The sequence below is a fragment of the Pseudomonas sp. 05N431 genome, from assembly GCF_056397005.1.
Genome location: NZ_JBFTMN010000019.1, coordinates 37,302 through 57,369, shown reverse-complemented (window position 1 = coordinate 57,369; position 20,068 = coordinate 37,302). Strand labels below are relative to the sequence as shown.

General features: G+C 59.2%; 19 protein-coding genes, 3 tRNA genes and 1 pseudogene. 12 read left to right on the top strand and 11 right to left on the bottom strand.

Annotation, left to right across the window (positions count from 1 at the left end; genetic code table 11):
* The first annotated feature begins 5 nt into the window (after positions 1-5).
* The 4 genes from AC1DIG_RS24940 to AC1DIG_RS24925 all read left to right on the top strand — a co-directional run bounded on the left by AC1DIG_RS24940 (position 6) and on the right by AC1DIG_RS24925 (position 2,125).
* Positions 6-82, top strand: a tRNA-Pro gene (locus AC1DIG_RS24940).
* A 5-nt stretch (positions 83-87) separates the two neighbouring features.
* A tRNA-Lys gene (locus AC1DIG_RS24935) sits at positions 88-163 on the top strand.
* 97 nt (positions 164-260) lie between these two features.
* Positions 261-337, top strand: a tRNA-Pro gene (locus AC1DIG_RS24930).
* 162 nt (positions 338-499) lie between these two features.
* Positions 500-2,125, top strand: a complete 1,626-nt coding sequence (locus tag AC1DIG_RS24925) for a methyl-accepting chemotaxis protein (RefSeq protein WP_477769444.1) — start codon at positions 500-502, stop codon at positions 2,123-2,125.
* A 119-nt stretch (positions 2,126-2,244) separates the two neighbouring features.
* Here the strand turns inward: AC1DIG_RS24925 and AC1DIG_RS24920 are convergent, their stop codons facing one another.
* From AC1DIG_RS24920 to AC1DIG_RS24910, 3 genes are all read right to left on the bottom strand, one after another.
* Entirely contained in the window at positions 2,245-3,543 is a 1,299-nt protein-coding gene (locus AC1DIG_RS24920; RefSeq protein ID WP_477769443.1) for an NAD(P)/FAD-dependent oxidoreductase, read from the bottom strand.
* A gap of 60 nt (positions 3,544-3,603) precedes the next feature.
* Entirely contained in the window at positions 3,604-3,777 is a 174-nt protein-coding gene (locus AC1DIG_RS24915) for a DUF3094 family protein (RefSeq protein ID WP_054595534.1), read from the bottom strand.
* A 76-nt stretch (positions 3,778-3,853) separates the two neighbouring features.
* Positions 3,854-4,480 (bottom strand): DUF1780 domain-containing protein, encoded by a 627-nt coding sequence (locus tag AC1DIG_RS24910; protein ID WP_477769442.1) that lies wholly within the window; start codon positions 4,478-4,480, stop codon positions 3,854-3,856.
* Between the two features lie 250 nt (positions 4,481-4,730).
* On the opposite strand from AC1DIG_RS24910, the gene AC1DIG_RS24905 reads away from it, so the two are divergent.
* From AC1DIG_RS24905 to AC1DIG_RS24895, 3 genes and pseudogenes are all read left to right on the top strand, one after another.
* Entirely contained in the window at positions 4,731-6,074 is a 1,344-nt protein-coding gene (locus AC1DIG_RS24905; RefSeq protein ID WP_477769441.1) for an aromatic acid/H+ symport family MFS transporter, read from the top strand.
* 74 nt (positions 6,075-6,148) lie between these two features.
* Positions 6,149-7,417: an OprD family porin gene (locus tag AC1DIG_RS24900; RefSeq protein WP_477769440.1), complete on the top strand. Its 1,269-nt coding sequence runs from the start codon at positions 6,149-6,151 to the stop codon at positions 7,415-7,417.
* Between the two features lie 494 nt (positions 7,418-7,911).
* A pseudogene (locus AC1DIG_RS24895) lies at positions 7,912-8,304 on the top strand (methyl-accepting chemotaxis protein); the annotation flags it as partial.
* A 20-nt stretch (positions 8,305-8,324) separates the two neighbouring features.
* Here the strand turns inward: AC1DIG_RS24895 and AC1DIG_RS24890 are convergent.
* Positions 8,325-8,564, bottom strand: a complete 240-nt coding sequence (locus AC1DIG_RS24890; protein ID WP_477769439.1) for a DUF2790 domain-containing protein — start codon at positions 8,562-8,564, stop codon at positions 8,325-8,327.
* Positions 8,565-8,685: 121 nt separating this feature from the next.
* Between AC1DIG_RS24890 and AC1DIG_RS24885 the strand changes: the two genes are divergently transcribed.
* From AC1DIG_RS24885 to AC1DIG_RS24875, 3 genes are all read left to right on the top strand, one after another.
* A complete protein-coding gene (locus AC1DIG_RS24885) occupies positions 8,686-9,618 on the top strand; it encodes a LysR family transcriptional regulator (RefSeq protein ID WP_477769438.1) in 933 nt (310 codons plus the stop codon).
* Positions 9,619-9,748: 130 nt separating this feature from the next.
* Positions 9,749-10,435: an energy-coupling factor ABC transporter permease gene (locus tag AC1DIG_RS24880; protein WP_477769437.1), complete on the top strand. Its 687-nt coding sequence runs from the start codon at positions 9,749-9,751 to the stop codon at positions 10,433-10,435.
* Positions 10,436-10,498: 63 nt separating this feature from the next.
* Positions 10,499-10,714 carry a hypothetical protein gene (locus tag AC1DIG_RS24875; protein WP_054595542.1) on the top strand — a complete coding sequence of 72 codons (216 nt, stop codon included), beginning with the start codon at positions 10,499-10,501 and terminating at the stop codon, positions 10,712-10,714.
* A gap of 9 nt (positions 10,715-10,723) precedes the next feature.
* On the opposite strand, the gene yacG is transcribed toward AC1DIG_RS24875, so the two are convergent.
* The 5 genes from yacG to pilB are packed head-to-tail and all read right to left on the bottom strand — an operon-like array spanning position 10,724 to position 15,337.
* Entirely contained in the window at positions 10,724-10,924 is a 201-nt protein-coding gene (gene yacG / locus AC1DIG_RS24870; protein ID WP_477769436.1) for a DNA gyrase inhibitor YacG, read from the bottom strand.
* Positions 10,921-11,544, bottom strand: a complete 624-nt coding sequence (gene coaE, locus AC1DIG_RS24865) for a dephospho-CoA kinase (RefSeq protein ID WP_427532277.1) — start codon at positions 11,542-11,544, stop codon at positions 10,921-10,923. Before coaE ends, yacG begins: the two co-directional genes overlap by 4 nt.
* The gene (locus tag AC1DIG_RS24860) at positions 11,541-12,413 is read right to left on the bottom strand and encodes a prepilin peptidase (RefSeq protein WP_477769435.1); all 873 of its coding nucleotides are present in this window, start codon (positions 12,411-12,413) and stop codon (positions 11,541-11,543) included. Before AC1DIG_RS24860 ends, coaE begins: the two co-directional genes overlap by 4 nt.
* Before the next feature lie 2 nt (positions 12,414-12,415).
* Positions 12,416-13,633, bottom strand: coding sequence for a type II secretion system F family protein (locus AC1DIG_RS24855; RefSeq protein ID WP_477769434.1), 1,218 nt, complete (start codon positions 13,631-13,633; stop codon positions 12,416-12,418).
* A gap of 3 nt (positions 13,634-13,636) precedes the next feature.
* A complete protein-coding gene (gene pilB, locus AC1DIG_RS24850) occupies positions 13,637-15,337 on the bottom strand; it encodes a type IV-A pilus assembly ATPase PilB (protein ID WP_477769433.1) in 1,701 nt (566 codons plus the stop codon).
* A 226-nt stretch (positions 15,338-15,563) separates the two neighbouring features.
* On the opposite strand from pilB, the gene AC1DIG_RS24845 reads away from it, so the two are divergent.
* On the top strand, positions 15,564-15,980 hold the full coding sequence (locus AC1DIG_RS24845) for a pilin (protein WP_477769432.1): 417 nt from the start codon (positions 15,564-15,566) through the stop codon (positions 15,978-15,980).
* A gap of 274 nt (positions 15,981-16,254) precedes the next feature.
* Positions 16,255-16,611: a BON domain-containing protein gene (locus AC1DIG_RS24840; RefSeq protein ID WP_019691657.1), complete on the top strand. Its 357-nt coding sequence runs from the start codon at positions 16,255-16,257 to the stop codon at positions 16,609-16,611.
* A gap of 185 nt (positions 16,612-16,796) precedes the next feature.
* Here the strand turns inward: AC1DIG_RS24840 and AC1DIG_RS24835 are convergent, their stop codons facing one another.
* Both AC1DIG_RS24835 and AC1DIG_RS24830 read right to left on the bottom strand, forming a co-directional pair.
* Entirely contained in the window at positions 16,797-17,096 is a 300-nt protein-coding gene (locus AC1DIG_RS24835; protein WP_477769431.1) for a DUF2845 domain-containing protein, read from the bottom strand.
* A 2-nt stretch (positions 17,097-17,098) separates the two neighbouring features.
* Entirely contained in the window at positions 17,099-20,041 is a 2,943-nt protein-coding gene (locus AC1DIG_RS24830; RefSeq protein WP_477769430.1) for a DUF748 domain-containing protein, read from the bottom strand.
* Between the last annotated feature and the right edge of the window lie 27 nt (positions 20,042-20,068).

The window sequence follows — 20,068 nt, the reverse complement described above, 5'->3', positions numbered from 1 at the left end:
CAAACCGGGGTATAGCGCAGTCCGGTAGCGCGCCTGCTTTGGGAGCAGGATGTCAGGAGTTCGAATCCCCTTACCCCGACCATTTTTGGGTCGTTAGCTCAGTTGGTAGAGCAGTTGGCTTTTAACCAATTGGTCGTAGGTTCGAATCCCACACGACCCACCATTTTTGAAACCAGTTAGCGCTGGAATCGAATCTTAAGATCAGAGGCCAAAAGCACTGATCGAAGAAGGCGCTCTTTTAAAGGGTGCCTTTTTTTTACCGGGGTATAGCGCAGTCCGGTAGCGCGCCTGCTTTGGGAGCAGGATGTCAGGAGTTCGAATCCCCTTACCCCGACCATATTAAAAGTCCTCGTATCGAAAGATACGGGGATTTTTTTTGCCTGCTGAAAAATGCCTGTTGTCTTCAAGTCATCGTACAACCTGCCGATAACGAGCTGACGGGGGACTGCGGCAGTAACGCCCCTTTACTCAAGCCACAACAAGAAAAAGGGCGCTCGTTATGTTGCTTCGTCAGTTGAATATCGCTCCTCGTGCAGCGTTGGGGTTTGCCCTTATTGCGGTGCTGGTTGCCTTGCTCGGCGTGTTCGCACTGGGACAGATGTCGAGCATTCGCGACAGTGAGGTCGCGGTAGAGAACCAGTGGCTGCCGAGCATTCGTGGCGGCGACGAGATCCGCGAGATCATGTTGCGCATCCGTACCATTTCCCTGCGCATGGCCCTGGATCCGGATCTGAAGAACATTGCGCAGTACCGCAGCCAGATGGACACCCGCGACAAGGAACTGAGCGACAAGATCGCCGCCTATGACAAGCTGGTCACCACTGCCGAAGGCAAAGGGTTGTATGACCAGTTCAAAAATACCTTCACTGCCTATCGTTCGGGCATCGCCCAGTCCTTTGTCCTGGCCGAGCAAGGTCGGCGTGACGAGCTGACCAAGCTGCTGCTGGTCGACATGAAAACCGTGGTCGACGGTTCCGGCAAGCAGCTCAATGACCTGGCAGAACTGTTCGCCAAACAGGTCGCCACTGAAAGCCAGAACTCCGCAGCGCATTACCAAACCTCGCGCCTGATTGTCAGCCTGTTCATCGGTCTGGCCGCTCTGGCAACCATCGGACTCGCCATGTTGCTGACCCGCAGCATCGTGCGCCCTCTGAGCGAAGCCCTGAATGCAGCCGAAAACGTGGCGCGGGGTGACCTGACCCAGCCGATCGAAACCCAAGGCAACGACGAAGTCAGCCGATTGCTCAAGGCGCTGGCGACCATGCAGCAGAACCTGCGGGAAACCCTGCAAGGCATCAGCGCTTCGGCCACGCAATTGGCCACGGCAGCGGATGAGTTGAACGCGGTAACGCTCGACAGCACTCAGGGCCTGCAGCAGCAGAATAACGAGATCGAACAGGCGGCGACCGCCGTCAACGAAATGACCACCGCCGTGGAAGAAGTTGCGCGCAACGCGGTGTCGACTTCCGATGCGACCCGCCAGTCCAGTGAGTCGGCGCATCTGGGTCAGGAGCGGGTCAGTGAAACCGCGAGTGCCATCAGCGCCCTGGCCAGCGATGTGCAGCATACCGGTGAACTGGTGCAGTCGTTGGCCAACCAATCGCAAGACATCGGCAAGGTGCTGGATGTGATTCGCGCCATTGCCGAGCAAACCAACTTGTTGGCGCTCAATGCAGCGATCGAAGCTGCACGGGCGGGGGAGAGTGGGCGAGGCTTTGCGGTAGTGGCCGATGAAGTACGCGCGCTTGCGCATCGCACGCAACAGTCGACCCAGGAAATCGAGCAGATGGTGCAGGGCATGCGCAATGGCTCGAGCCTGGCGCTCGAGTCGATGCAGGCCAGCGCCTCCCGTGCCACCAGTACGCGGCTACTGGCCGAGCGGGCGGGCGAAGCCCTGCAAACCATCACCGCGTCGGTACATGAAATTCACGAGCGCAATCTGGTGATCGCCAGTGCGGCTGAAGAGCAGGCGCAAGTGGCGCGGGAAGTGGATCGAAATCTGCTGAACATCCGGGATTTGTCGGTGCGTTCTGCGGCGGGTGCGGATCAGACCAGCGCTTCCAGCCATGAACTGTCGAAACTGGCCAACGCGTTGCAGGGAATGGTGCGGCGCTTTCAGGTGTAAATTTGAGCGATAAAAAATGTGGGAGCGAGCTTGCTCGCGATGGCGGCAGGTCAGTCAACACTTGGGTTAACTGATAGTCCGCTATCGCGAGCAAGCTCGCTCCCACATTATTGGCTTTGTCAGTGCAGCTTCAGACGTGGTTCAGTGCCGCGGCCAATCTTGCTCCCCAGCATCAGCATCGCCGTGCGGAACGGGCCGTAAAGCGCGACCTGGTGCATGCGGTACAACGACACGTAAAACATCCGCGCCAGCCAGCCTTCGAGCATTACGCTACCGGTCAGGTTGCCCATCAAGTTACCCACAGCCGAAAAACGCGACAGCGAGATCAGGGAACCGTAATCGGTGTACTTGTACGTCGGCAACGGCTTGCCTTCGATGCGCAGTTTCAACGATTTGGCCAGCAGCGAGGCTTGTTGGTGTGCGGCTTGCGCACGTGGCGGTACGTTGCGATCGGTGCCCGGTTGCGGGCAGGCCGCGCAGTCACCGAAGGCGAAAATGTTTTCGTCGCGGGTGGTTTGCAGGGTCGGCAGCACTTGCAGCTGGTTGATCCGGTTGGTTTCCAGGCCATCGATGTCTTTGAGGAAACCCGGTGCGCGGATCCCGGCAGCCCAGACTTTCAGGCTGGCCTTGATCTCCTGGCCGCTGGCAGTGATCAGCGCATCGGCAGTGACTTCACTGACTGCTGCGTTGGTCAGCACCTTGACCCCGAGTTTCTCCAGGGTTTTATGCACAGGGCCACCGATCCGCTCCGGCAGCGCAGGTAGCACCCGTGGGCCGGCTTCGATCAGGGTGATGTGCATGTTTTCCGGCAGAATCCGGTCCAGGCCGTACGCCGCCAGTTCGTGGGCCGCATTGTGCAGTTCCGCTGCCAGTTCAACGCCGGTGGCGCCCGCGCCGACGATGGCCACGCTGATCTGTTGCACCGCATCGGATTGCCCGGCGTGGGCGCGCAGGTAGTGGTTGAGCAACTGCTGGTGGAAGCGCTCGGCCTGTTTGCGGGTATCGAGGAACAGGCAGTGTTGCGCCGCACCCTGAGTGCCGAAATCGTTGGTGGTGCTACCGACCGAAATCACCAGCGAGTCGTAAGCCACCTCGCGTGCCGGCACCAGTTCCAGGCCATTTTCATCGTAGGTAGCCGCCAGCTGGATTTTCTTCTGGGCGCGATCGAGCCCGCTCATGCGCCCCAGCTGGAACTCGAAGTGGTTCCATTTTGCCTGGGCGACATAGTTGAGTTCGTCTTCGGAAGAGTTCAGGGAACCGGCCGCCACTTCATGCAACAGCGGTTTCCAGATGTGCGTCAGGTTCGCGTCGACCAGCATCACACTGGCCGTGCCACGCTTGCCCAGAGTCTTACCCAGACGGGTAGCCAACTCCAGACCGCCGGCGCCGCCGCCAACGATGACAATACGATGAGTCATGGGGATATCTCGCAAGGCTAAAGGAAATCGGTGCAATTACCCGAGCGAGCGCCACGCAGCTCATAGCGTCAGGTAACTGATAAGTCGGCTCACAAGGCCCAGGCCAATGGTCACTGCCAATACCACCACGAGGAGCATCCACGGCCGGAAAGGCCGGCGCTCGACTCGGTTCTGGGACAGTTGCAGATACTCTTCGACATGCTGCTGGTCGTCGGGTTTCAGGCGGCTGGTCATAATAGGGCCTCGTCAGGTAGACGTTGCTAAATGTATAGAAGCTACAGCGGGGGCGCCAACAATTGCTGTCGTGGGTTCACAGGCTGATCCCGACGTCGAAGAGGATGCTGCGTCCCAGATTACCGCGTAAAAAGTCCGGTGCATCGGGATGGGCAAACAGCACCCGGGCGAAGGTCGGGCCCACCAGTGACAGCGAGCGCCACCCCTGGCGCAGGTACTCGGTGGGCGGTGGAAAGTGGCTGTTGAGGTCGAGCACTTCGCGCTTGAGGCTGGCGAAAGCGATGATGTCCAGTTCACCGAGGTCCATGCCACGTTCTTTGTAGTTGTGCGCTTTTTTGCGCAAGGTCGGTGCCAGTCTCAGCAAGAACTCGTTGGCTGGAATACGCCTGGGCTTGGCTTCGCGGCGCACCAGTTGGCTCAGGGAGAAGGCACTGCGCCGGCGTTGCAATTCGTCGCGCCACTCGTCATTGAGTCGTCGGCCTTCGTCGAGTACGAAGAACACTTCGAAGTTCGCCTCGCGAAACAGTACGTCCGGCGGTTCACCGGCAGGGCTGAACTCGTCGACACGGTAGGGAATGTTCAAGCCTTGCAGCAGGCGTTGGCAAACCCAACGCTCACGCTCCCATTTGCGGGCATTGGAAAGGAACGCGTTGGCTTGCTCGGCCGCGATGGTCAGCAGGCGCAAATAATCTGAGTCATCCATAGGCCAAGCTTAGCGTTCAAATGCGATCGCAAAGAAGACAGTTTGTCGGAGAGGAAAACTTTCCCGAGTCTTCATCGTTGCATTCATCCGGCGATCCTCCTCCAAAGCCCGGTTCAGGGCACTGCACAAAACGGATAGCGATCTGCGCAAAGCGGATATTGCTGCGCGCCTGGCATCCCTACCCTCGGCTGCACGGACGCTTACCGCGTTACCGATGCTCTTAAAAAAATAACAACAAGAGAAAGATGCCATGCGCACGATCGACGTACATGAAGTTATCGACAACGCCCGCTTCAACCGCTTCCACTGGAGGGTGCTGTGCTGGTGTGCCCTGATCATCATCTTCGATGGTTACGATCTGGTGATCTACGGCGTGGTGCTGCCGATGCTGATGAAGGACTGGGGGCTGAGTCCTCTGCAGGCAGGTGCATTAGGCAGTTATGCACTGTTTGGCATGATGTTCGGGGCACTGTTTTTCGGCCCGCTGTCGGACAAAATCGGCCGTAAAAAAGCCATCACCCTGTGCGTGATGCTCTTCAGCGGTTTTACCGTGCTCAATGGTTTTGCCGGCAACCCCACTGAATTTGGTATTTGCCGGTTCATTGCCGGACTGGGGATTGGCGGGGTGATGCCCAACGTGGTGGCGCTAATGAACGAGTACGCGCCGAAAAGAATCCGCAGCACCCTGGTGGCGATCATGTTCAGCGGCTACTCGGTGGGCGGCATGCTCTCGGCCGGGCTGGGCATCGTGCTGATCCCGAGCTTTGGCTGGCAGTCGGTGTTTTATGTGGCGATTGTACCGTTGCTGTTGTTGCCGCTGATCATGTACTTCTTGCCCGAGTCGGTGGGCTTCATGCTGCGTCAGGGCCGCAATGAACAGGCGCGCAAGGTTCTCCAACGGGTTGACCCGGCTTATGTTGCGCAAGCCACCGATCAACTGCACATGACCGAAGTAAAAGGCCGCGGCACCCCGGTTTTACAGCTGTTTCGTGAAGGCCGGGCGATGCGCACGTTGATGTTGTGGCTGGCGTTTTTCTGCTGCCTGTTGATGGTGTATGCCTTGAGCTCCTGGCTGCCGAAACTGATGGCCAACGCCGGTTATAGCCTGGGTTCGAGTCTGTCATTCCTGCTGGTACTGAACTTCGGTGCCATCTTCGGCGCGGTCGGCGGCGGCGTGTTGGGTGACAAACTCAACCTGCCGAGGGTCTTGGCGGTGTTCTTCGCCATCGCTGCCGTATCGATCACCTTGCTCGGCTTCAACAGCCCGACGCCGGTGCTCTACCTGCTGATTGCGATTGCCGGTGCTACCACGATCGGCTCGCAGATTCTGTTGTACGCCTGCGCCGCGCAGTTCTATTCCATGGCCATTCGTTCCACCGGTTTGGGCTGGGCCTCGGGTATCGGCCGCAACGGGGCCATCGTCGGCCCGCTATTGGGCGGTGCGTTACTGGGGATCAGTCTGCCGCTGCAACTGAACTTCATGGCGTTCGCCCTGCCGGGGGCGGTCGCCGCCATCGCCATGGTCGTGTTTGCCATCAGCCGCCAGCGCAGCAGCAAAGGCGTCACCTCGAGACTGGCGCCAACCAGCGTCTGACTCCCACCACCCGCATCGCAATGCTGCGGGTGGCGCACGCCAACCTGTCGATCAATAACAATAAGAGAAAAACGATGAAACAGACTCTCCCCACACTCGGTTCAGTGGTGTCCCTGGCGGTCGTCCCGGTTTTTTCCAGTGGCCTGATGGCCGCCGAGGGCGGCTTTATCGAAGACACCAGCGCCACCTTGCAGGCGCGCAATTACTACTTCAGCCGGGACTTCTCCGACATCGTCGGGGCCAACAAACAGTCGAAGGCCGAAGAGTGGGCCCAAGGCTTTATCCTTAACGTCAAATCCGGTTACACCCAAGGCACCGTCGGTGTCGGTGTGGATGTCATCGGCTTGCTCGGCCTCAAGCTCGACAGCAGTCCGGACCGGGTCAATACCGGGCTGTTGCCGGTACAGAGCGATGGGCGCGCGGCGGATGATTACAGTCGTCTGGCCGGCGCGTTGAAGCTGCGTTACTCCAGGACCGAGTTGAAGGTCGGTGAGTTGCAACCCAACCTGCCGGTGCTGGCTTTCAGCGATATTCGCTTGCTGCCGCCGAGCTACCAAGGGGCGAGCATCAGCTCCAGCGAGATCAACGGCCTGACGTTGCAGGCTGGGCATCTGAGTTCGACCAGCCTGCGCAATGAATCTGGCGAGCAAAAGATGCAGGCGATGCTCGGCCATGTGCCACAGCGCCAGGTCAGTAGTGACGGTTTCAACTTTGCGGGCGCCGATTACGCCTTCAATGACAAACGTACCTCGGTCAGCGTCTGGTACGGGCAACTGGAAGATATCTACAACCAGCGCTTCCTCGGTCTCAAGCACAGCGAACCGTTGGGCGACTGGACCCTGGGCGCCAACCTGGGCTACTACGACTCCCGTGAGGACGGCAAAAAACTGCTGGGTACCATCGACAACCGCGCGTTCTTCTCCCTGCTGTCGGCCAAGCGTGGCGGGCATACGTTCTATGTCGGTTATCAGGGGATGTATGGCGACAGCGCCTTCCCACGGGTCTTCGCCAACATCGCGCCGCTGGGCAACGAGGTACCGACCTACGAGTTCGCCTACACCGACGAACGCTCCTGGCAGGCGCGCTATGACTACGACTTCGCCGCCTTCGGGGTGCCGGGGCTGACCAGCACTGTGCGTTACATCACCGGCAATAACGTCGACACCGGCAAGGGTTTCGAAGGCAAGGACCGCGAGCGCGATATCGATCTCGGTTATGTGCTGCAGAGCGGCACCCTCAAAGGCCTCGGGATACGCGTGCGCAACGCCATGGCGCGTTCCAACTACCGCAGTGATATCGACGAAAACCGCTTGATCCTCAGTTACACCTGGACGCTGCTATGACGGGCGCGCAAGAACGCGGGCCGCGCATGATCGGTGCGGGTTTGTTGTTGATGAGTGCTGGCGTGGGCGCTGTGATGTTGGCCTGGGGCGATAACGAGCGGCTGCTGCTGGCTGGCGGGATCAACCTCGCATTGCTGTTCGCTGCGGCGCTGTATCGTCGACAGCCACCGGTGACAGTGACGCCGCCGCTTGAGTCTGAAGTTCCCGTGCCGAGCGTGGTGCTGATCGAGCCCCCGACCCCGGCAGTGCAACCCGAGCGCGAATGGCCCGGTGCGATTGTGCACCTCACGCTGGAGCAATTGACCGAGTCGGTGCTGCAAACCGAGGAAGACATGCGTTTTGCCAATCAACTGGCGCGCACGGCCGGCGAGCGGGTGAAGGCGAGTGCGCTGAGCATGCAGTCTTCAGCCAGTGTGCTGGGGGACCTGAACCTCTACATGCAGCGTCTCGATCAAGTGTTCGATGAGCTTGGCGGTCAGTCGATGCGCATCGGTGCGATTGTCGGCAGCATTCAGGACATTTCCCGCCAGACCAATCTGCTGGCGTTGAACGCCGCCATCGAGGCGGCACGGGCAGGCAGCCATGGCCGAGGCTTTGCAGTGGTGGCGGACGAAGTGCGCAATTTGTCACGTCAGGCGGCGGATTCCAGTGCGCAGATCAGGCAGATCGCGACGGGCCTGGAACAGTCCGCCGAGCATGCGCGCCAAGGTATCGAGCAGTTGGCCGGTTCAACGCGTTTGGGGCTGGAAAAGGCCGAAGTGGCGCTGCACTCGATGGGCGAACTGCAAAGTGGTGCGCTGGCCCGGGTCGAAGTGGTCGAGCGCATCATGGCGCGCTTGGCCGGGCTGCATGATCTGGCCTTGCAGGCGAAACGGATGGTCGTATGAGTCGTGCGCTACGCGAGTGATCACAGGTCGCTCGTGCAACTGCCCATGACCTGGTAAGTCACGCGATGGGTCTGGCCTTGATGATCGATGTAGACCATGGTCGCCGGCACGACGTCGCACGCGGTGGCGGTGTTTGTCACTGATACCACCTTGGCGATGTCCAGTGGTTGCGCCGGGTTGTACGGGGTGGTGGGTTCGTTGCCGGCGGCCATGGCGGAAGTGGCGACAACGGTCAGAAACAGGCTGATCAAGGTTTTCATTTTTGTGTGCTCCGTGTGGGTTCCGATGCTTGAAGTCTATGCCTTGCCCGCTACCGATAAAGGGGCAAACGCCTGATGCAGCCTTACGTGTAACGCAACAGTCAGTGCCTGAGGAGGGCCTATGGATCTGCTCAACAACTTGCGGGTGTTTGTCCGCGTGGTGGACAGCGGCAGCTTTACCGCCGCCGCCGACGCACTCGAACTCTCGACCGCGCAAGTGTCCCGATTGGTCGCGGATCTGGAGCTGCATGTGCAGGCGCGTCTGCTGCAACGCACCACCCGGCGCTTGAGCCTGACCGAGGCCGGCGAGCGCTTTTTGCTGCGCAGTCGGCAAATACTCGAAGAGATGGAAGAGGCTACGGCCGAAGCACGTGGCGCTCATCTCAAGCCCAGCGGTCGGTTGCGGGTTCACAGCATGCATGGCCTGGGTGTGCTGATCACGCCGCTGATCGCTCGATACACCGAACGCTATCCTGATGTGGTGTTCGAGCTGACCTTGTCGCAACGCAATCCGGATCCGCTGGAAGGAGGCCATGACGTGGTGATTTCGATTGCCCATGAGCTGGCCGACTCGCAGTTTGTCGCCCAGGTCGTCGGGCAGATTTACAGCGTGCCGTGCGCCTCCCCGGACTACCTGCAACGCCAGGGTGTGCCAGGTAACCCGCAGGCACTGAACGATCATCGCTGCCTGCGCATGCTCGATCCGTTGTACAGCGATCAATGGGTGTTCCATGACGAGGAGGGTGAGCATGCCGTCAGCCCGGCGAAGACGTTTCAGTGCAATGTTGCCGAGTCGATGGTCAAGGCTTCCGAGGCGGGGATGGGGGTCAGTCTGTTGCCGTTTTATACCGCGACGCGGCCGTTGAGCGACGGTACGTTGCTGCGCCTGCTGCCGACCTATCGCCCGCGTGAGCGCAATGTCTACGCGCTGTACCCGTCGCGGCGCTTTCTTGATGCGAAGGTCCGAACCTGGGTGGACTTTCTCAAGGCCGAGTTACCGCGGCTGTTCGCCGAGCATGAGGCAGTGATGAGCGATCCACGCCACTGGGCCTGAGGTCGAAGGGCGTGCGCAGGGCGGTGTAGACTGAGGACTTGTTTCGGTTCGACAAGGAGTCTGAAGTGAACATCTGCTCAGCAGGGTTACCGGGTTTTGTGCCGTTGTGCGCGTGGGAGTGCCTGGCGCGATGATCAGTGCCGAACTGCTGTCTACCGAAACCCTCACAGTCGGCTGGCTGATCTACGTGCCGGTGCTGATCTGGGCCGCTGCCCGAGCACCGTGGGTCGAGTTGTTCACCGACAGTCGGCGTCAGCATTTGCTGTTCGGTACGGTGTTCGCGCTGTTCGTCCTCTGGCTGGTGCGCCGGGACTTCGACACCGGCGTGTCCTATCACATCATCGGCATGACGGCGGTGACGTTACTGCTGGACTGGCCGTTGGCGATTGTCGGCGGGCTGGTGGCGCAGGTGGGACTGGTGCTGCTCGGGCGTCAAGACCTGGCCGCAATGGGGGTTAATGGCGCATTGCTGATTCTGTTGCCGGTGCTGGTCACAGAAGGCTGCGCGATCCTGGTGGAGCGGGCGCAACCGCGTAATCCCTTTGTGTATATCTTTTGCTCGGGCTTTTTGGCCGCCGGGCTTTCGGCGTTGCTCTGCCTGCTGGTGGGGCTGGGGCTGTTGTGGTTCGACGAGCGTTTTGCGATGCCGGAATGGCTGGAGGATTTTGTCGGTTACCTGTGGCTGATCATTTTCCCCGAGGCGTTTATCAACGGCATGGTGATCAGTTCGCTGGTGGTGTTCTGTCCCGAGTGGCTGGAGACCTTCAACCGCACGCGTTATTTGTCGGCGCCGTGGAAGGATGACGACAAGCCTTGATCCATATCAAATGCTCGAATCGGCTGCGATTCCATGCTCTGGAAAATCCTCAGGAGCAGTGGCATGAGCGTTTACGAATGGGCAAGGCAGGAATTGCGCAACAGTCTGGAGTCGGCGCATGAGGCGGGGTTTGAACCGGGGTTGAGCCTGCGTGCCTTGCTCAGTGCGGTGGTGCAACAGAGCAAGGGCGTACGCAGTGTCGAGGATCTGGCCGATGAGTTGCAGTTTCTGGCGGAGAATCTCGATGACAGCCAGGACTACGGGTTCATGCGGCCCTGATGCTGGGGATCAGTGGCGCGGGTCGAAGTCCTCCGAGAACAACTCGTCTTCAGAGTCGGGGCTGACCGGGATCTTGTGTTCTTCCGAGGCCCAGGCGCCCAGATCGATCAGTTTGCAGCGGTCCGAGCAAAACGGCCGGAATTTGTTGTCGGGGGTCCATTCAACAGGGGCGCCGCAAGTCGGGCATTCGACGGTTGGGGTTTGGCTCATGACTGGCCTCCACGCAAAGTAAGGTAAAAGTGATGCAGGCGTTCGACCTCGCTGTGCAGCCAGGCGAGGTCGCGGTCGTTGACCACCACATCGTCGGCATGGCTGAGGCGGTCCTGACGGCTGGACTGGGCCTTGAGGATCGCCTGGACCTGCTGTTCGCTGGTCTGGTCGCGCTGCAAGGTTCGTTCGATCTGTAAGTGTTCCGGTGCGTCGATCACCAGCACTCGCTGGGTCATTTTGTACTGCCCGGACTCGATCAACAGCGGCGACACCAGAATCGCATAAGGTGATTGTGCGCGTGCCAGGTGCGCGGCGATTTCCTGAGCGATCAGCGGATGCAGCAACGCTTCGAGCCAGCGGCGTTCTTCGGGGACTTCAAAGATCAGCTTGCGCAGTGCCGCGCGATTCAATTGGCCATCGGCTTGCAGCACGCCGGCACCGAAGTGCTCGGCAATCTGCGCCAGCGCCGGGCGACCGGGTTCGACCACCCAGCGTGCGGCATGATCGGCATCCACCGCATGCACACCCAGATCGATGAAGTGCTGGGCCGCCGCGCTTTTGCCGCTGCCGATGCCACCGGTCAGGCCGAGAATCCAGGGTTTTTCCACAGGGGTATTCATTTGAAACCGACAAACTGCCAATAGAAGCCGGTTATTTGACCACCCCAGAGCAAGGCAATCCAGCCGGCAATTGCCAGATAGGGTCCGAAGGGGATCGGCGTCGAGGTGTTGGCGTCTTTCAGGCGCAGCAAAATCACTCCGCCCACGGCGCCCACCAGCGAAGAAAGCAGGACCGTCAGCGGCAGAGTCTGCCAACCGCCCCAGGCCCCGAGCAGCGCCAGGAGCTTGAAGTCGCCGTGACCGATACCTTCCTTGCCGGTCATCAGTTTGAACAGCCAATACACCGACCACAGCAGCAGGTAGCCGGCCACGGCGCCCCACATTGCCGCCTGCAAAGGCACGAAAAGCTCGAAGCTGTTGACGATCAAACCCAGCCACAGCAATGGCAATACCAGCACATCCGGCAGTAATTGGTGGTCGGCGTCGATCAGACACATCGCCAGCAACCCCCAACTCAAGACCAGCACCCACGCCGCCTGCCAGCCGAAACCGAAGTGCCAGGCGACGAATGCCGAGAGCACGCCGCAGGCCAGTTCGGTCAAGGGGTAGCGGGCGCTGATTGGCGCTTTGCAATTTGAGCAGCGGCCGCGCAGTGCCAGGTAACTGAGCAGCGGAATGTTTTCCCAAGCGCGGATTCGATGAGCGCAATGCGGGCAGTGTGAATGCGGCAGCATCAGGTTGTAGGTCGGACCCGGTGCTTCGGGCGGTAAACCCAGTACATCCAGGGCTTGTTGCCGCCAGTCGCCCTCAAGCATTTTCGGCAGGCGCCAGACCACCACATTGAGAAAACTGCCGATCACCAGCCCGAGCACCAGCGCAGTGACAACAAACGCCAGCGGGTAACCGGCCATAAATTCACTCAAGGGCATGTTCAAATCGCCGAGCCGAGTTGGAAAATGGGCAGGTACATGGCAACCACCAGCCCGCCGACAATGACGCCGAGCACGACCATAATGAACGGTTCCAACAGGCTGGTCAGGCTGTCGACCATATTGTCGACTTCAGCTTCATAGTAGGTCGCAACCTTGTCGAGCATGTCATCCAGTGCGCCGGATTCTTCGCCAATGGCCGCCATTTGAACTGCCATGTTGGGAAAAACCCCGCTGGTGCGCATCGAGAAGTTCAACTGCATGCCTGTGGAGACATCTTGCCTGATGCGCAAGACCGCCCGTTTGAACACGATATTGCCAGTGGCGCCCGCCACCGAATCCAGCGCTTCGACCAAAGGTACGCCCGCGGCGAAGGTGGTCGACAATGTGCGGGCATAACGGGCCACCGCCGATTTGTAGAGCAGTGTGCCGACGATCGGCATTTTCAGCAGATGAGTGTCCAGCCAGTCACGAAAACGTTGTGAACGTTTAAACGCATGACGAAAGCCCAGAAGCCCGACGATCAGACCGCCCAGCAACAGCCACCACCATGCCTGCATGAACTCGGACAAGCCGATCACCATCACGGTGAAAGCCGGGAGTTCTGCGCCAAATCCGGAAAACACCGACTGAAACTGCGGGACCACTTTGACCAGCAGAATGCCGGTGACGATGATCGCGACAAAGACCACGGCCAGCGGATAGGTCATGGCTTTTTTGATCTTGGCCTTGAGGCTTTCGCTTTTTTCCTTGTAGGTCGCAACCCGCTCCAACAGCGTGTCGAGGGCGCCGGCCTGCTCGCCCGCGTCGACCAGGTTGCAGTAGAGTTCATCGAAGTACTGCGGTTTTTTACGCAGCGCGGCGGCGAAACTGTTGCCGGCGGCGACTTCCTGTTTCACCTCTTCCACCAGCTTGCGCATGTTCAGGTTATCGAAGCCTTCGCTGATGATGTCAAACGACTGTAGCAAGGGCACGCCGGCTTTCATCATGGTCGCCATTTGCCGGGTGAAGAGGGCAATGTCCAGCGCCGTGATACGTTTGCCGGAACCGAACAGCGAGGTGTTTTTTTTCCGCACTTTGCTCGGGTTGATGCCTTGTTTGCGTAGCTGCGCCTTGATCAAGGCCGGGTTATGACCGCTGAGCTCGCCGGCTATTTTGCTGCCTTTCTTGTCGGTGCCTTCCCAGGCGTACAGATTGACCTTGATTGCTTTGACCGCCATGACTCAATCCTTGGTGACCCGGTTGATTTCTTCAAGGCTGGTGACGCCCTGCATGGCCTTGAGCAGGCCCGAGGTGCGCAGGTCGTTGAAGCCGTCCTTGCGCATCTGCGTATCGATTTCCAGAGAGTTGCCTTCAGCCATGATCAGCCGTTGCAGCTCAGGGGTGTTTTTCACCACTTCATAAATACCGACTCGTCCTTTGTAACCGTTGTTGCAGTGATCGCAACCGACGGGTTCGTAGATCGTGAAGGAGCCGATGCGTTCCCGTGGGAAACCTTCCTTGATCAGTGTTTCGTCGGGAATCGAGAGGGGTTTTTTGCAGTGGCTGCACAGCTTGCGAGCCAGGCGCTGGGCAATGATCAAGTGCACGGCGGTGGCGATGTTGAACCCCGGGATGCCCATGTTGTGCAGGCGGGTCAGGGTTTCAGCCGCGCTGTTGGTGTGCAGGGTGGAAAGCACCAGGTGCCCGGTTTGCGCAGCCTTGATCGCAATTTCGGCGGTTTCCAGGTCGCGGATCTCGCCGACCATGATCACGTCCGGGTCCTGGCGCAGAAATGAGCGTAGCGCCTGAGCGAAATCCAGGCCCTGCCTGGGATTGACGTTGACCTGGTTGATGCCTTCCATGTTGATCTCCACCGGGTCTTCGGCGGTAGAGATATTGATGTCGACGGTATTGAGGATATTCAGCCCGGTGTACAGCGACACGGTTTTCCCCGAGCCGGTCGGTCCGGTGACCAGAATCAGCCCCTGAGGTTGCTTGAGCGCCGCCATGTACAGGTCTTTCTGGGCGGGCTCGTAACCCAGCGCATCGATACCCATCTGTGCGCTGGAGGGGTCGAGAATCCGGATCACGATTTTTTCGCCCCACAACGTTGGCAGGGTGTTGACCCGAAAATCGATGGATTTGCTTTTCGACAGGCGCATCTTGAGCCGCCCATCCTGGGGTTTTCGGCGCTCCGAAATGTCCAGGCTGGCCATCACTTTCAGGCGTGCGGCGATGCGGTTGGCCAGTTGAATCGGCGGTCTGGCGACTTCGCGCAGCATGCCGTCGGTCCGTACCCGCACCCGATAGGTTTTTTCGTAGGGTTCGAAATGCAGGTCCGAGGAGCCGCCCTTGATTGCGTCCAGCAGCATCTTGTTGACGAAGCGCACCACCGGGGCATCGTCGGAGTCCTGGCCGGTGACAGCGTCCTGGCGCTGGTCGTCGACGGCTTCGATGTCCAGACCGTCGAGATCGACATCGGCCATGTCTTCCAGGCCCGTGCTGTGGCTGTCGAAGAATTTGTCGATGGCGTCGCTGAGCTTGTCGTCTTCGACCAGGATCGCTTCGGTGGTGAGGCCGGTGCTGAACTGGATGTCGTTGATCGCCTGTTGATTGCTCGGGTCGGAAATGCCCACGAACAGTTTATTGCCGCGCCGCCAGAGCGGCAGGGCGTGGTGCTGGCGAATCAGCTTTTCGCTGACCAGGTCTTTGGGCTGGGAGTCTTTGTCGAGACAGTTGAGGTCGAGGAAGGCGACGCCGAAATGCTCTGAGGCAATTTCCGCAACCTGGCGACTGCTCACCAGTTTGTTCTGTACCAGATAGCTGACCAGGGAAATGCGATTGCGGTGGGCTTGCTGATCCGCCTGATGCGCGCTTTGGTCAGTGAGCAGTTCGGCCAGCACCAATTGCTTGGCCAGGCCGCTGAGGTTGATGTCATTCATTCGAATACCAGCCACGGACAGTTCAGACTTATAGCCTAGTCAACGGATGGAACCCCACCAGCACTCTTGAGGTGACAAAAAATGTCAGATAGTGCGGTTCCTCGGGGTAGGTGCCGGACATTTACCGATCTGACACCCTGTAAACAGGGGGCGCTGGTTTTGGCACGTGCTGTGCTGTGACTGGTTCAGGACATGAGATTTCGCCTCATGCAAGGAGCCTGTTCATATGAATAATCAAAAAGGTTTTACCCTCATCGAGCTGCTGATCGTGGTGGCGATCATCGGCATTCTGGCGACGTTCGCGTTGCCGATGTATTCCAAGTATCAGGCGCGGGCCAAGCTCACCGCCGGACTGGCCGAGATTTCGGCGATGAAGGTTCCGTATGAGGATGTGATCAATCAAGGGACTGCGCCGACCACGGCGAACGTGGGGCCTGGCGGCGCTGCGGCGACCAGCAATTGCACTCTGGTGGTGACAGGCACTGCAGCCACAGGGGCCGGCACCATTGTGTGCACGCTGGTGAATGCGCCAGCGCCTGTGTTGAGTAAAACCATCACTCTGACTCGTGATGCTACAAACGGCTGGTCCTGCGCGACCACTGCCTTGCAGGACTACGCGCCGAAGGGTTGCACTGGCGCCTGATCTCGCATCAATCAATGCCTCGCCTCTACGGACGCGAGGCATTTTTTTTCACTGTTCGATGGGCCCGCGGTCAATCGATAAAACCCGCAACTTGCATGTCGACAATGCCCGGGTCATGCATTTTGCATGATTCCAGGGGTTTGATTTTTTTGTAATTTATTGATTTGTATAGACTTATTTGGTTGCGGGAAGTTGGCACAGGCTTCGCACTATCTCTGTTAACCCTGCTGAGAAGGCATGCAGCAGACTTTCTGGAAGAACAGGAGTTACTCGTATGAAGACGTTCGCTATCGCTGCCGCCGCTGCAACCGTTCTGACCCTGACCATGGCCAACGCTGCATTTGCGCAGACCACTCAAACCACACAGTCGCCGATGGTGGTGGCTGCCGGTGAAATGACCAAGGCCGAGGAAGCGACTTCCGATACCTGGATCACCACTAAAGTGAAAAGCGATCTGGTCACCGAGAAGGGGATTCCTGGCACCGACATCAAAGTCGAAACCAACAAAGGCGTAGTTTCTCTATCGTCGAAAGTAGCCGTGACCAAGTCTCAGAAAGATATGGCCGTCGCTATCACCAAGAAAATCAAAGGCGTCAAAGCCGTATCGGCTGATGGCCTGATGACCCAGTAAGAACCAGGGTTTCCTGAGCCGGGAGAAGGGAATCTTGAGAGCGCTGTAGAACCCATGTGGGAGCGAGCTTGCTCGCGATGGCAACTCTCCATTCAACCTCTATGTTGAATGTTGGTCAGCTATCGCGAGCAAGCTCGCTCCCACATTGGCACATTGGCACATTGGCACATGGGATAGTCGTAACTTCAGCTACCGCGTTTGCTGGTGATCCGTACGAGGCGGTTGCCTTCAAAGCGCAGGTATTGGTACATGCCGCTGTTCGGACCGTAGGTCCATTCCTCAACCGGGACTTCTTCCCGGCGATTGGCGCTGCGTTTGTAGCCCAGCGCATCACGCGCAACCGGCTCGCCACATTTGTGCAGTACTTCACCTGTGCGATCGCCGAGGCTGATCAACTGACTGCCGCAGCGCAAGGTATCGGTCTGGGCCTGCACCTGGCTGGCGAAGAACGCCAGTGCCAGGCTGATCAGCAATCGGCTATTCATGCTTACTCCGCGTCCAGGTGCATGGGCGTGACGACTCGGCCATCGCTTTCGGGCTCGCCCAGGTTAGCGTCAACGAAATACACCCGGTCATCGGCCAGCTGGGCTTTGTCGACCAGGTAGTCCTTGATGGTGCTGGCGCGATCCTGACCCAGTTGGCGTAGCAGCGCAGTGTCTGAAGACCAGAACTTGATCACGCCTTCGCGCAGTTTGGCGGTGCGTTCCTCTTTGCCCAATTGCGTCCATTCGGCCGGTGGCTGGGTTTTCAGGCGCGTGCGGTAGATGGCTTCCAGCAACGGACCTTTTTCTTTCTCCGGGACTTCCAGCAACGAGGCTTGCGCAGGGACTTTGTCGCCGCGACGCTGGAGCATTTTGTAGTAGTTGTACTGGTATTCACGTTCCAGCCGCTGTTCGGCAATCAAGGGACCATCGCTTTTCTCGGCGGCGGTGCCTTCGATTTCCAGGCGCAGGGCCGGACGTTCCTTGAGCGCTTTGGCCAGGGTATCGAGCGCCGACTCGGCGTTCTTGCCCAGCTCGCTTGAGCCGGGTGCGAACGACACGCTGCCCAGGTCCTCGGCCCCACTGCCGTTGACCAGCCCGCCAATGAGCTTGAAGGGCGCCTCGGCCGCGCGCACGATCAGGTTGCGCAGGGTTTGCCAGATGATCGGCATGATGCTGAATTGCGGGTTGTTCAGATCGCCTGTTATCGGCAGATCAATAGAGATTTTGCCATCGCTGTCCTTGAGCAAGGCGATGGCCAGCTTCAGCGGCAGGCTCACGGCGTCCGGGCTGTCGACTTTTTCGCCCAATTGCAGTTGCTCCACCACCACCTTGTTTTCGGCTTTCAACTGGCCTTTGACGATCTGGTAGTGCAGGTCGAGATTGAGCCGGCCTTTGCGAATCCGATAGCCGGCGAATTTGCCGGAGTAGGGAGTCAGAGTGGTCAGTTCAACGCGTTTGAAACTGGTGGCGATATCCAGCGCGGTCATCGGGTCGAACGGGGTGACACTGCCCTTGATAGTCACCGGGGCGTAGCGGTCGACTTTGCCTTTGATGTCGACGGCGGCGGGTTTGACCTGGCGGCTGTCGATAGTGCCGATCTGGCCGTTGAGCTGTTGAACCGCGGTGGCGAAGTTTGGTGTCAGGCTGAAGTCGGCGAAGTTCGCCGAACCGTCGTTGATCGCAATCGCGCCGATGTGGATACCCAGTGGCTTGTCTTTGCTTGCAGCAGGTTTCGCGGCGGCGGTTTTACTGCCGTTGTCGGGCGATTGCGGGATCAGCAGGTCATTGATGTTGGTGGTGCGGTCATCGTTGATCATGAAGCGCACATACGGCTGTTGCAGGTTGATCTTGTCGATCGACAGGCTGTCGCCGTGTTGGTAATTCAGGCCTTCGACCACCACTTGCTGCCACTTGAGGAAGTCGCGGGTTTTCAGGGTGTCGAGGGTGTGCAGTTGATCGACCTGAGCGCGGCCGGTGACGCTGAACGCCAATGGGTCGGTGCTTTTCAGGTCAACCGCCAGGTCACTGCCGAGCATCCCGGAGCGCAACTCCAGACGAATGAACGGATTGATATAGGACTGGGCGACGCGCAGGTCGATGTCTTTGGTCTGGACCTTGAGCTTGGCGCTGATCGGCGCAAGGTTGACCTCGCCGTCCGCAAGAATCTTGCCCTGCTTGCCCAGGCCGGTATCGACTTTGAGGGAGAACGGCGAGCCATTGAGGCTATCGAAATTCTTCACGTCGACGTTTAGCGGGCCGAGCTCCAGTGCCACCGCCGGTTGGGCCTGACGGTCGGCCAAGTGCACTTGATAGTTGCGCAGCTCGACATCCTTGAGCAGCACTTGCCAAGGCTTGCTCGGCACTGCTGGATCGGGTTTTGGTTGCGGTGAGTCGGCCGCCGCCGGGGCCTTGGTTGACTCGGGTTTTGTGGCCGGTTTGGCCGGTTGGCTGGCGAAGAGTTTCTGCCAGTCGAGCTGGCCATCGGCTTCACGGGCGGCCCAGGTTTCGAGCTTCTGGCTGCGGATCTTGCCGACGATCACTTGTTGCTTGACCAGATCGACCGTGGTCTCGCTGACGTCCAGACGTTCGAGGCGCACCAGCGGCCGGCCATCCGGGGCCTTGATGGCGAACGGAGCAACGCTGACCGAGGCGTTGTTCAGCAGCAGTTCGGTTCCCTGCGTCAGGTTGAACTTGTAATCGGTGCTCAGGTTCAGCGTTCCGTCTTCGAGCACCAGCGGCAATGCGTCACGCACGTAAGGCCACCAGGATTTCATTTTGCCGTCGGTGACTTTCAGTGTGCCTTCGGAGCTGATGGGCACCAGGCTGATGTGGCCGGTCCAGTCGATCCGGCCACCCGCCGGGCCAGCTGCGACGAGGGTCATGGCGGCGTTGTCGTCGGGCAGGGTACTGAGGTTGTTCAACTCCAGATTGAGCGTGTCGTACAGGAATTCGATCGGCTCGCTCGGGCGCAGGTCCTGGAAGTGCACATTACCACCGGCCAGATTGATGTGGTCGATGCGCAGTGGGAAGGGTTTGGCGTTCGGGTCAGTGGGCGTCGGCTCACTGGCTGGCAACTTGAACAATTGCGTGAGGTTCAGGCTGCCGTCCTTGTTGAACAGAATCTCGGTTTTCGGCTTGTCCAGCTGTACATCAATCAGGTGCAGTGCGCGGGTCCAGAGGCTATCGATCTGCAGGTTGGCGTACAGGCGCTCGAAGGCGATCTGTTCCTTACCCGGCTCGCCGATGTTCAGGCCCCACACGGTCAGTTCAAGACTGAAAGGATTGAGTTCGATCCGTTGAATGTGCGCAGGCACCGCCGCGTAGTTGGCCAATTGTTGATTGGCGATCCGCAAGGCGATGCCCGGTAAAATCAGAAACCCCAACAAGCTGTAAAGGGCGACGGCAATCAACAAGGCGCCGATGGCGCGAATCAATCCTTTGGGCATGTTCGGCTTCAACTATCGGAATCGGGA